Raw genomic sequence first — 12,722 nt, 5'->3', positions numbered from 1 at the left:
TGTCCGTTTCACACCTTGTCCCATCCGGTTCTCCATTTATTGGGAGGAAAGGTGTAAACCATATTCAGGACGGGACAAGCAGATAATAAAAAGCCGGTCTGACGACCGGCAAAAAGGCATTGATTATTAAGAAAGGAAAACCGGCACAACAAAAAATCAGGTACGGATATATTTGGCGGTACGGGGGAACGCCTGCTCCTTGGCATCGAACAGGTAGCAGGCTTCGGCCGGGATACCCACGCTGTAGGTCTGACCGGTCGCCACATCCACATCCGAGGTGGCCTTGACGGTAAAGTCGTGACCATCCACATCCATATAAACGAAGGACTCGGCGCCCAGGTGCTCGGCCACCTGCACGATCCCGCTCACCTTGCTGTGCGCATGGGGGTGATCCAGCGGCATCAGGTGCTCGGGGCGAATGCCCAGCTCCACCTTGTCACCCACAGCGCCACTGCGGGCATCGACCCGGGCACGCACGGTATCGCCAGAGGTCAACTTGACCAGGCACTCCTGCTCGCCAATTTCTAGCAACTCGCCTGCCAGGAAGTTCATCTTGGGAGAGCCGATAAAGCCCGCCACGAACTTGTTGTCCGGGTTATGGTAAAGATCCAGCGGTGAACCAAACTGCTCCAGGTTACTGGCCGCATCAGCCTTGAGTGGGCTCAGCACAACAATCTTGTCGGCCAGGGTCATCGCTTCCACCTGATCGTGGGTCACGTAGATGATGGTGGAGTTGAGCTCCTTGTGCAGCTTGGCAATCTCGATCCGCATCTTGACCCGCAGCGCGGCATCCAGGTTGGAGAGCGGCTCGTCAAACAGGAACACCTGCGGCTGCTGCACGATGGAGCGACCGATGGCGACCCGCTGACGCTGACCACCGGAGAGCGCCTTGGGCTTGCGCTCCAGCAGCGGCTCAAGACCCAGGATCTCGGCAGCGCGCATCACCCGCTTGTGGATGTTCTCCTTGTCCATCTTCTTGAGCTTCAGACCAAAGGCCATGTTCTCGTAGATGTTCATGTGCGGATAAAGGGCGTAGGACTGGAACACCATGCCGACGTTGCGCTCTACCGGCGGCACGTCGTTCATGTAGCGACCGCCGATGGTCAGCTCACCGCTGGTGATGTCTTCCAGACCCGCGATCATCCGCAGCAGGGTGGATTTACCGCAGCCGGACGGGCCGACGAAGACGATGAATTCGCCCTCCTTGATGGAGAGGTTGATGTTGCGCAGGGTGTCCTTGTGAACAGCCGGATCGTAATTTTTGCGAACGTTGTTGAGTACTACTTCAGCCATGACGAGCTCCGCTCTTGAATCTTTGCAAATCGTGATAGCGGGGGGAGTCAGCTCCCCCGGCCATAAACTTAACCTTTCACACCACCAGCAGTCAGACCGCCAACCAACCAGCGCTGTGCCAGCAGGAACACCACTGTGATGGGGAAACCGGAAAGCACTGCGGCCGCCGCGAAATCACCCCACAGATAGTTCTGCGGATAGAGGTACTGCTGGGCCCCGACCGCCAGGGTCAGATTGTTCACATCCTGCAGCAGGATGGAGGCCATGGGCACCTCGGTAATGGAACCGATAAAGGCCAGAATAAACACTACCGCCAGGATGGGCACCGACAGGGGCAACAGGATCAGACGGAATGCCTGCCACGGGGTCGCACCGTCGATGGCCGCCGCCTCCTCCAGGGAGGAGTCGATGGTCTCGAAGTAGCCCTTGATGGTCCAGACGTGGAGGGCAATCCCCCCCATGTACGCCAGGATCAGGCCACCGTGGGTGTTGAGACCCAGCCAGGGAATATAGTCACCAATCTTGTTAAAGAGCGCGTAGATGGCTACCAGCGCCAACACCGCCGGGAACATCTGGAAAATCAGCATGCCCTGCAGGATGGTGGACTTGCCACGAAAACGCAGGCGGGCAAAGGCGTAGGCACAGGTGGTGGAGAGCGTCACGATCATCAGGGCAGTGATGCCGGCGATCTTGATGGAGTTCCACAACCAGGTCAGCACCGGGAACGGCGGCGGCGTGATGCTGCCGTCGGCGTTGGTGATGGACATGCCCAGCGCCAGCTTCCAGTGATCCAGCGTCGGATTGGAGGGGATGATCTCCCCTACCGCGAAGTTACCGTTACGGAACGAGATGGCGATAACCATGATCAACGGGAAGATGATCAACGCCAGGAAGCCCCACATGACCAGATGGGTTGCCCACACCCGGTATTTGACTGATTTGGGTTGTACGATTGCCATGTTGAAGCCTCCTTACAGCTGCTTGTCGGCTTTGGACAATTTCAGGTTGAGCAGCGCCAGCGCACCCACGATGAGGAAGATGGCTGTGGCGATGGCACTGGCCAGACCGTAGTCCTGACCACCCGATCCCTGGAACGCAATCCGGTAGGTATAACTCACCAGCAAGTCGGTGGTACCGGCCGGGGTGCTGGCGCCGATGATGTCGGGCGCACCGTTGGTCAACAACTGGATAAGCACGAAGTTGTTGAAGTTGAAGGCGAACGAGGCAATCAACAGCGGTGTCAGCGGCTTCATCAGCAGCGGCACGGTGATCTTGAAGAAGTTCTGTACCGGGCCGGCACCGTCCATGGCGGACGCTTCATAGAGATCTTCCGGAATGGCTTTGAGCAGGCCCATGCAGAGGATCATCATGTAGGGGTAGCCGAGCCAGGTGTTGACAATCAGGATCATCACCTTGGCCAGGAAGGGGTTGGTATACCAGTCAGGCTTGATGCCAAACGCCGCTTCCAGGAACATGTTGATCTCACCGAAGTTCTGGTTGAACAACCCCTTGAACACCAGGATGGAGATAAACGCCGGGATCGCATAGGGCAGGATCAACATGACCCGATAGAAACCGCGCCCCTTGAGCTCTTCCCACTGCACCAGACAGGCCAGCACCATGCCGATAGCCAGGGTGAACGCCACGGAACAGGCAGAGAAGATCACGGTCCAGACGAAGATCTGCAGGAACGGCGCCTGAATACCCGGGTCCGTCACGATGCGGGCGAAGTTTTTCCACCCCACGCTCACCACAAAGCCCGGAGCCACGCTTTTGCCGACAAACTGTCCCTGTTCATCGATGTACTGATAGAAACCGGTCTCGCCATTTGGCAGCATCAGCTCGCCATTCTGGGTATCACGCAGCAGGTTGCTGTCTTTGATCACCACGCCGGACTTGAGCACGGCACCATCCATCAGACGGGTGTAGTGCTGCTTCTGGGCGGCAAACTTGCGCAGGCTGCTCAGGGTCAGATGAGTGGTACCATCAGGCAGCACCAGATCGAGCGCGCTCAGATGGGTGCGATGGTCAACGATGGCGCGGATCGGTGCCGCTTTACCGGTGACGTCGCCGGTAACGGGCTCGAGCCGGACTTCCTGGGCAAGGTTCTGAACCCGACCTTCACGCACTGCCAACTCGCGAGCCTTGTTGTTCATCAGAGCCAGCGGTTGACTGAGATAGGATTGCTGCTCCTGTGTCAGCAGCAGTTGGAACTGGCCGTTGTCGCCACCCAGCAGGGTAAAATCGAATTCACCGCCCGCCACCTTGTAGGTTTTCTTCAGATGGTAGTCCCGCGCCTGCTCAATGGAGAGCAAGTTGGATCCCGAATAGTTGGTGAAGGCAATGCCAATGGTGTAGGCAAGAGGGAAGATGATAAATACAACCATGCCCGCGACACCCGGAAAGATGTAGCGATGGGCATAGGTCTTCTTGTTCATGAAGACATACAGACCGACGGATACCACCACCAGATCCAGCAGCGCGAATACCCACTCGCCACTGGCGTACATCATCACGGCTGCATAGCCGTTGAGGATGGCGACCAGGGCCGCGATGGTCCACTTAAGCCAGGTGTGCTTATCCTTCGGACCGGCATAGGACTCAACAGAAGGTACTACTTCCATGCCAATTAACCTTTATAACGCCAAGAGAGATTTGAGAGAGTGGGAGGCCATTGCGGCCTCCCGGGTGGTGCAAGCTTACTGAACGATACGCTTGGCAGCGGTATCCAGTGCTTCATCAACACTTTGACGACCGGAGGTCACGTTCTTGAGGGCTGTTTCGAAGGAGGACCAGAAACGGCTCATCTCGGGAACGGACGGCATCGGCTCGCCAGCCTGGGCGTTCAGCATGGTGGCCTTGATGTGCGGATCGGATTCCAGGGTCTTCTGGAAGGATTTCAGCGCGACTGCACCCAGCGGCTTGTCGGCGTTAACCGGCGCCAGACCGGCATCGGTCAACAGGTAGTTTTCCAGGAACTCGATGGCCAGATCCTTGTTCGGGCTGGCGGCGTTGATGGTGGCACCCAGTACGCCAACGAAGGCTTTAGCCGGTTTGCCATTCAAGGTCGGCAGCGGTGCTACACCGTACTTGATGCCGCTCTTGTCCAGGTTGCTCCAAGCCCAGGGACCGTTGATCATCATGGCCACTTCGCCCTTATTGAACTTGGCGTCCATCACACCGTAGTCGATGCCTTTTTCCAGGTGACCGGACTTGATCATCTCGGAGATGTAACCCACGCCCATCTTGGCGCCCGCATTGTTCACGCCGGTATCTTTAACGTCATAACCGGTAGCGGTTTTCTTGAAGGCGTAACCACCGTTGGCAGCCACCAGCGGGTAGCTGAAGTACGGGGTGTCATAAGCCCACATGATGGCGCGCTTGCCGTTTTTCTTCAGAGTCTCGTCAATCTTGGCGATCTCTTCGAAAGTTTTCGGCGGCTCGGGCAGAAGGTCTTTGTTATAGATCAGGCTGACCGCTTCCATGGCAACCGGGTAACCATAGGTTTTGCCATCAACAGTCATGGCATCCCATGCCAGCTGTTCAAATTTGCCTTTGGTGGCAGCGTTCGGGGTCACGGGGACCAGCAAACCGGCTTTGACCCACTCACCGTAACGGTCGTGAGCCCAGAAGAAGATGTCCGGGCCGTTGCCAGTGGCTGCGGCTTGCTGGAATTTCACTTCAACCTGATCCGGGTGAGCCACAGTAACCTTGATGCCGGTTTCTGCTTCAAACTTCTTACCCACTTCAGCCAGACCGTTGTATCCCTTGTCACCGTTGATCCAGATGGTCAGCTGGCCTTCATCGATGGCAGCAGTAGCAGAGCAAGCGACGCCAAGAGTGGCCAGACCGATCAGGGATGACAGCAATTTCTTTTTCATGAGCCTTTCCTTGTATTAGTTCCGCGCTGTAAGAGCATTGTGTGCGAGATGAATATTATCCCAAGCGGCAAACGGCTCACATGACGCAACTCGCATTTTTGAAATGCAATTACGTATTTCCTTCCAGAAAGTTTTGAAAACATTTTCTTATTTCAGGGGGTTAGCGCCATTTATTGGCATATCTCTCGCCAATGCAAGAAATTAAATTACCAAATAGAAATAAAAAAACACGATTGAAAGGGTTTTCACCCCATTGAAAACCCTTTCACATGGATAATTCTGTTTAATTTGTTAACAAAGCACCGAGTTGGTTTCGCTGCCCCCTGCCCCATTAAATAAAAAGACACCGCAGCGAACTGCGGTGTCTTTTTGCCAAAAATGAAGGCCGGATCACATTATGACTGGCGCAGCAGCTGATCCTTGAGATTTGGCGGCACCCCCTTGATGGTCAGGGTATCGGTCTGCGGGTCATAAAACACCCTGCAGTTCAACAGTTTCTGCTCGAAGCTCAGGGTCAGGCCGCCCCCGGAGCCGACAAACTTGGTCAAGCCGCGCAGGGTGGAACGGTCAGCCGGGAAACGCTCTTCCAGCTCATACTCCTGACCGATAAAGCTGTAAAAATCGAGATCGCCATCGCCGGGCAATTCTGCTGACAGCTCCTTGATCTCGATCTCTTCACCGGCACTCGCCTGTTCGGAGCAATATTTGAAGACCTGCTTTTTATAGTCATTGCGCTCGGTCGGTTCGAGCTGGCGACTGTCGCAATAATCTTCTACCGCCTGCAGCAAGCCTTTATTCTGCACCTTGGCATCCATCCCCTCACGGGCCCCCAGCAGATCCATAAAGAAATCGCCCAGTTTGCGACCGATACGTCCCTTGCTGAAGGTGATATAGCGGCGCGAATCCGGTTGGGTTTTCCATTCGGTCAAATCGATACGAGCCACCAGATTGAGTTTGCCGATATCGAGATACTGGATATGACGCAACTCCAGCGCTTCGCTGACGGTGACGCTCTCCTTGCCTTCCAGCAGAGCGATCATCAGGTAGTCAACCCCCACGTAGTTGTACTTGGCAAACAGCAGTACCCCCTGCTCGTCAAGGGCGTGCTCCACCAGTTGCCTGACCAGCAGCTGGGTCATCTCCACCGAGAAGGGGACGAATTCGAGCTGCTCGTCGAGCAGTTTTTCCAGCGCAATGCGAAACAGGGGAGAAGGCTGTTTGGGAGCCTCTTCACCGTCAGCCAGCTCGGCGACGGCGGCCTCGGGGTCTGCAAAAAAGCCAAAGCCCTTGCCCCCCTTGCCATTGTAAATGCGGTGCAGCTCCGCCATCAGCCCCTGTACTGCCTCGTCAGCAGGCAGAAGCTGGCTGCGGGTGTCGGCGTGAGGTTGACCATCGCCGCCCTGGCGCAGGGAGTGAAGAATGATCTTGTCGATATCGAGACTCATGTCACAAAGCCATAGTGTTAGCCGAAAGGGTGAAGTATTATAAGGCGCTTTGAACCGAGATGAACTGAAGATTATGCCCATCGTATCAAAGTACAATAACGAGCAGTTTGACGCCCTGATGAACGACCTGATCACCGCCCTGGAAAAGCATAAAGCGCCGGTGGATCTCAGTCTGATGGTGCTCGGCAACCTGACCACCAATATCATCAATGGTATGGCTCCGGCACAACGCCAGGCCATCACAGAAAAGTTTGTCCAGGCCCTGACCGCATCGGTCGATAACCGCCATGACACACACTGAGTCCTGCGACTCTGTTGATTTGACGTTTCTCAACGCAGATGGATCACTATGGTCGAAACCGGTAACCCCTATCGTGATAATGTCTCTCGCCTGATCACCTGGGGGCATTGGTTCTCCTTCTTCAACATCATTCTGGCCATGCTGATTGCCACCCGCTATCTGGGTGCCATCAACTGGCCGTCGACCACGCTTGGCGTGGTCTATCTCGTTGTAAGCTGGATTGGCCACTTCTCTTTTTTAAGTTTTGTCACTTACCTGTTGACGATCTTCCCACTCAGCTTCCTGCTGCCCAAAGAGAAACCGCTGCGTTTCATCTCCGCCATTGTGGCGACACTGGCACTGGTGCTGCTGCTGATCGACACCCAGGTGTTCCGGCTATTCAAGTTCCACCTCAATGCCCAGGTGTGGCAATTGCTGCTGGATCAAGCCCAGACCGAAGAGGGCTCGATCTGGAGCATTATCTTTATTGCCGTCCCCACCATCTTCCTGCTGCAGCTGCTGCTGTCGGCCTATGTCTGGCGCAAGATCAACAAGCGCAAACGCCGTCAGTACGGCAATCAGGTGGGGCTGGCCTTGCTGATCTGCTTTATCCTGACCCACGTGGTCAACAGCTGGGCGGATGCCACTCTCTATCAGCCCATCACCATGCAGCGCGCCAACTTCCCGCTCTCCTACCCCATGACGGCCCGTTCCTTCCTGGCCAAACATGGCTGGCTGGATCTGGATCAGTACGAGAAGCAGGCGGCCTCCCAGCGAGATGAAGGCGACAGCAGGATGCACTACCCACTGCGCCCGCTCAATGTCAATGCCCCCCAGACCCACAGCAATCTACTGATTGTGGTGGTCGACTCCCTGCGCTTTGACATGCTCAACAACATCAACATGCCCAATCTGCAGCGCTATGCGGATCAGCATCTGACGTTCCGCAATCACCTCAGTGCCGGAAACGACGACTTGATGGGCATGTTCGGCCTCTTTTACGGCCTGCCCGGCCACTACTACAAAGAGATCAGCAGCGACAAGCGTCCACCGGTGCTGTTTGACGAGATGTTGCGCCAGGATTACCAGTTCGGGCTGTTCGGTGCGATGGAAGATGCCCAGAAGTATCGCAAGAGCATCCTCTCCGGTCTGCGTAAACAGGTGTTTGTCTCCGAACAGGTCGATGATGGCAAGCTGCTGATCGACTGGCAGCAGTGGCTGGAGAAGCGCACCCCGGAGCGCCCCTGGTTCTCGCTGGTCTACCTCTCCAGCCCGGGCGACTATCAACTTCCCGCGACCATGAAGGGGCCGTTCCAGCCTGAGCTGACCAACTTCAACCCGGCCACCGCCTATCGGCCGGAAAACCTGCAGAAACTGGAGAATCGCTACAAAAACTCGGTCTTCTATACCGATCAGTTGCTGGAAGATATGTTGACCAAGCTGCAACAGCAGGGGATGGACAGCAATACTGTGGTGGTGATCACCTCCAATCATGGCCAGGAGTTCAACGATACCCATAGCAACAGCTGGGGCGCTGGCAACAACTACTCCCTTTATCAGGTTCAGGTGCCGATGGTAATTGCCTGGCCGGGACGTGGCAGCCAGGTCGTGGAGCGACCGAGCAGCCATCTCGATCTGGCCCCGACCCTGATGCAGAGCCTGCTGGGCGTGCGCAACCCGCCACGGGACTACAGTGTGGGGCGCTCTCTGTTCGACACCAGCCCGCGTAACTGGCTACTGGCCGGGGATCAGAACGACTTCGCTATTTATGAAGGCGACACCATCACCCACTTCAACAAACAGGGTGACTTCGAACTGCTGGAGCGCAACAGCTATCGTCCGATCAAACATGGCACTCCCGATATGGGCGCTATGATCCAGGTGATGAACGAGCTGAACCGATTCTATCGCAATCATTGACCTTGGCACTGATGGTTTTGTCCCAGTAAAACGCCCCGAATCCGGGGCGTTTTTTTATGCCATATCGTAATCGTTCCACCCTGACCGGCTTTAGCCCCCCCACCCTTGCGGGTACTTGTAGCCGACGAAACGCTTTATCGCATAGTCCTTGAAGGCCGCCGAGTTGTAGGCTGCTGCCACATCTTTGGCAAAGGGCTTGTCCGCATCGGCACTTTTTACCACCACCCAGTTGATAAAGTCGTAGCTACGCTCCAGGAAGAGACCTTCAGTGAACGGGATACCGCTGGAGGCGGCGAAATTGCCGTTTATCACCGCAAAATCCACATCCTCCCGAGCGCGAGGTAGTTGTGCAGCTTCAAGCAGTACCAGCTTGAGGCTGTGCGGGTTGCGCACTACATCAAATTCGCTCGCCTTGAGCGGATTGATCCCCTCCTTGAGAGTAAGCCAGCCGAGATCCTGCAGCATCAACAGCGCCCGCGCCTGATTGGTGGGATCGTTGGGGATGGCCACTGTACTCCCCTCTTTCACCTTGTCGAGAGCGACCAGCTTGCCGGAATAGAGCCCCATCGGGCCTGTTGGCACCTGGGTAATAGGTGCCAGCGACAACCCCCGATCCTTGGCAAAGCTTTCAAGATAGGGTTTGTGCTGGAAACAATTCACATCCAGCGACCCGTCGGCCAACGCAATATTGGGGGAGACATAGTCGGTAAACTCCACCAGCTTGACCTTGTACCCCTTGGCCTCCAGCTGTGGCTTGATGGAGTCGGTCACCATGTCGGCAAAATCCCCCACGGTAGTGCCAATCACAATCTCCTGTTTGGCCGGATCGGCTGCCAGGACGATGCCGGCCTGACTGCTTGCCAGCAACAATACGGAACAAAAGCGGAAGGTACCACGCAACATAAAAGACTCCCTGTCTGCAGATTTATCGAGTGATGCCGGATTGTCAGAGTCGGAAATGGAAATCCAGACATCCAAACGGCCATTTAAAGCAAGCTATCAGAGTCAGCGCCCGGTGCCAAGCAACAAAAACGAGAAAGGTAATAAGCCAGGTGATAAAGAGAAGGGAGCCAAGATGATGCCCACACAGCCGGCGCATCGGACAGTCACGAAAGCAGGTTGCAACCCACGCCAGTTAATTACAGAAAGATCAATAATTGCAAATGATAAATGCTCTCAATAGAGCACACTGAAAGCCTCAATGGAATACCTACCACAAAAAAGATCAGATTTCTTTGAATCTTATCAAACTTATGAAAACGAGCTCTTTTGACTCTTCATTATCCATGTGTAGATTCCATTCGCACCCAGGAAGGTGCCCTATAAGATGGAGTTTAAAAATAATGAAGCAAACATCGTTAGCGCTGACGGTCACAGCGCTGCTGTCGACACTGCCAGTTGCACTCGTTCAGGCAAGTGAAAGTTGTGTCCCGCTCAGCGGTAAGGAGAGCGGGTTGGATACTGGCCGCAGCAGCACGGAACGCTGCCTGCCCGGCATCAACCCGCTGCAGGCTCAGCAGTGGTATCTGCTCAACAGCGGCCAGGATGGCTTCAGTGCCAGGGCAGGAATCGCAGGCAATGACCTCAACCTCTGGTGGGCACACCGTACCGGCGTGCTGGGACAGGGTATAAATATCGCGGTAGTGGATGATGGCTTGGCCATCGGCCACCCGGATTTGGCGGACAACGTGCGTCCGGGTTCAAAAAATGTGGTAACCGGCAGCGATGACCCGACCCCGACCAATCCGGATACCGCCCATGGCACCTCGGTGGCGGGCATTATCGCCGCGGTGGACAACACCATAGGCACCAAGGGGATCGCCCCCCGCGCCCAGTTGCAGGGATTCAATCTGCTTGATGACGAGAGTGAACAGCTGCAGCAGGATTGGCTCTACGCCCTTGGCGACAGCGAGGCCAGCCGCGACAATCGGGTCTTCAACCAGAGCTACGGCATGAGCCTGGTGGATCCCCGTCCGGCCAACGATCTCGATCAGGTGCAACTCGATCGTCTGTTCGAACAACAGACCCTCAAGCGGCAAGGGGCGGCCTATATCAAGGCTGCCGGCAACGGCTTCAACAGAATAGCGGCAGGTGGCTATGTGCTGAACCGCACCGGCAGCGGCCCCAAATTGCCGTTTGAAAACAGCAATATCGACCCCTCGAACAGTAACTTCTGGAACCTGGTAGTAAGTGCGCTCAACGCAGATGGTGTCAGATCCTCCTACTCCAGCGTCGGCAGCAACGTCTTCCTGAGCGCCACCGGTGGCGAATATGGCACCGACTCCCCCGCCATGGTCACCACGGATCTACCCGGTTGCGACATGGGCTACAACCGTACCGATGATCCCAGTAGCAACCGGCTGCACGGCGACCTGCAACTGGATGCCAGCTGTGACTACAACGGTGTGATGAACGGCACCTCTTCGGCGACCCCGAGCACCGCTGGCGCCATGGCGCTGCTAATGTCTGCCTATCCCGATCTGTCGGTGCGGGACCAACGGGATCTGCTGGCACGCAGTGCTACCCGGGTTGATGCTGCGCACCCTCCGGTCATGGTGAGCTACACCAGCAGCACCGGAAAACGCCGTGAGGTCAAGGGACTGGAAGGGTGGGAGCGGAATGCCGCCGGCATGTGGTTCAGTCCCACCTATGGCTTTGGCCTGATCGATGTCAACAAGGCTCTCGCGCTGGCGGCCACTCACCAGCCACTGCCGCCACTGGTTCAGTTGCCATGGCTGAAGGTCAAACCGGTGGATCGCGCCTCCTCTGCCATTGCCGATGTGGGCAATAGCCCGACCAGTTCGACCGCCACAGTCGCAACCCCGCTGACCGTCGAAGCGGTACAGGTCACGGTCAGCCTGGATCACCAGCGTCTGCCCGATCTGCTGATCGAACTGGTTTCCCCCGCCGGTACCCGCAGCATACTGCTGAACCCGTTCAACAGCCTGGTTGGCCAGTCGCTCGATCTGCAAAAAATGGGCTATGTGCGCACCAAGGGCTTGCGTGACATGCGCCTGCTCTCCCACAAGTTTTATGGTGAACCGGCACAAGGAGCCTGGCGACTGGAAGTAACCGACGTTGCCAACGGTAATCGCGAGGTCTCTCTGCTCAGTCTCCAGACCCGTGAGCGCACCACCCTGACCGAGCGCAACAACCGCCAGCCAGGCAAGCTGATCGAGTGGTCCTTGCGGATCCTTGGCCACAACGCCAACCACAGCTAACAAGCGAGGAATTTTATCATGAACAAACCGGTTACCTTACTGCTGGCCAGCCTGTTGGCCCCCCTCGTGCTTAATGCTGTGGCGGCAGAAGCCGTGACTCTGGAGGGCAAGCAGTACCGCACTATAGAGGTAAATGGCCAGACTTACCTCATCCCCGACCATGGCAGCAAGTCGCGAACCACCCGCAGTCTCGATGGCAAGGAACCGCTGCAGACCCTGCACCGTGGCGATGTGCTGATGCAGGGGGCCGCCAGCCCCGAGCTCACCGTCAGCGGCACCCTGCTGGTGGAAGCCGATGACGACCAGGCCAGCGCACTGGCCAGCCGTCACGGCCTGCGCTTCAAGCAGAGCAGCGGCGGCATCGCCCTGCTGGAAGCCAAGCCGGGTACCGATCTGAACGCCGTCGCCACTGCGCTCAAGCAGGAGGGGGTCAAGGTGCAGATTGAACTCGCCGGGGCCCTCAAACAGCCCAAGTGAGCCGTCCCGGGCCATTGCCCGGGCATATCAGCTGATCTTCGAGGGGGCCGCCGGCCCCCTCGCGTGTTGCCCGCGGTCATCTTCATTGGCCATCAGGCCACCCGTTTTTTCCGCATCTCCCCTGCCCTTCTCCCCTCTTGTCACTTTCAGCCCCTGGTTTGGCACCGCCTTTCGATGCGACCTCGCTCACAACTCGGCACCCTTG

General features: G+C 56.6%; 10 protein-coding genes. 4 read left to right on the top strand and 6 right to left on the bottom strand.

Going from position 1 to position 12,722, the window contains the following annotated elements; all coding sequences use genetic code 11:
• Positions 1-156: 156 nt before the first annotated feature.
• The 5 genes from G5149_RS18930 to yejK all read right to left on the bottom strand — a co-directional run bounded on the left by G5149_RS18930 (position 157) and on the right by yejK (position 6,619).
• On the bottom strand, positions 157-1,293 hold the full coding sequence (locus G5149_RS18930) for an ABC transporter ATP-binding protein (protein WP_421213353.1): 1,137 nt from the start codon (positions 1,291-1,293) through the stop codon (positions 157-159).
• A gap of 68 nt (positions 1,294-1,361) precedes the next feature.
• Positions 1,362-2,252 (bottom strand): maltose ABC transporter permease MalG, encoded by an 891-nt coding sequence (gene malG / locus G5149_RS18925; protein ID WP_005333868.1) that lies wholly within the window; start codon positions 2,250-2,252, stop codon positions 1,362-1,364.
• A 12-nt stretch (positions 2,253-2,264) separates the two neighbouring features.
• Positions 2,265-3,917, bottom strand: coding sequence for a maltose ABC transporter permease MalF (gene malF, locus G5149_RS18920; protein WP_421213351.1), 1,653 nt, complete (start codon positions 3,915-3,917; stop codon positions 2,265-2,267).
• Between the two features lie 75 nt (positions 3,918-3,992).
• Positions 3,993-5,174 carry a maltose/maltodextrin ABC transporter substrate-binding protein MalE gene (gene malE, locus G5149_RS18915; protein ID WP_005344703.1) on the bottom strand — a complete coding sequence of 394 codons (1,182 nt, stop codon included), beginning with the start codon at positions 5,172-5,174 and terminating at the stop codon, positions 3,993-3,995.
• A gap of 395 nt (positions 5,175-5,569) precedes the next feature.
• Positions 5,570-6,619 carry a nucleoid-associated protein YejK gene (gene yejK / locus G5149_RS18910; RefSeq protein WP_337073030.1) on the bottom strand — a complete coding sequence of 350 codons (1,050 nt, stop codon included), beginning with the start codon at positions 6,617-6,619 and terminating at the stop codon, positions 5,570-5,572.
• A gap of 73 nt (positions 6,620-6,692) precedes the next feature.
• On the opposite strand from yejK, the gene G5149_RS18905 reads away from it, so the two are divergent.
• Positions 6,693-6,920 carry a YejL family protein gene (locus G5149_RS18905; protein ID WP_005344699.1) on the top strand — a complete coding sequence of 76 codons (228 nt, stop codon included), beginning with the start codon at positions 6,693-6,695 and terminating at the stop codon, positions 6,918-6,920.
• A gap of 48 nt (positions 6,921-6,968) precedes the next feature.
• Positions 6,969-8,819, top strand: a complete 1,851-nt coding sequence (locus tag G5149_RS18900) for a DUF3413 domain-containing protein (protein ID WP_005344698.1) — start codon at positions 6,969-6,971, stop codon at positions 8,817-8,819.
• Between the two features lie 90 nt (positions 8,820-8,909).
• On the opposite strand, the gene G5149_RS18895 is transcribed toward G5149_RS18900, so the two are convergent.
• Positions 8,910-9,722: a MetQ/NlpA family ABC transporter substrate-binding protein gene (locus G5149_RS18895; protein ID WP_421213348.1), complete on the bottom strand. Its 813-nt coding sequence runs from the start codon at positions 9,720-9,722 to the stop codon at positions 8,910-8,912.
• Positions 9,723-10,162: 440 nt separating this feature from the next.
• Between G5149_RS18895 and G5149_RS18890 the strand changes: the two genes are divergently transcribed.
• The gene (locus G5149_RS18890; protein ID WP_421213346.1) at positions 10,163-12,040 is read left to right on the top strand and encodes a S8 family serine peptidase; all 1,878 of its coding nucleotides are present in this window, start codon (positions 10,163-10,165) and stop codon (positions 12,038-12,040) included.
• Positions 12,041-12,055: 15 nt separating this feature from the next.
• Positions 12,056-12,517: a serine protease chaperone gene (locus G5149_RS18885; RefSeq protein WP_421209178.1), complete on the top strand. Its 462-nt coding sequence runs from the start codon at positions 12,056-12,058 to the stop codon at positions 12,515-12,517.
• The last annotated feature ends 205 nt before the right edge of the window (positions 12,518-12,722 follow it).

It is taken from the genome of Aeromonas sp. 600479, assembly GCF_049175515.1.
GTDB classification, from domain to species: domain Bacteria; phylum Pseudomonadota; class Gammaproteobacteria; order Enterobacterales; family Aeromonadaceae; genus Aeromonas; species Aeromonas veronii_A.
This window is presented reverse-complemented; position numbering and strand designations above follow the sequence as displayed.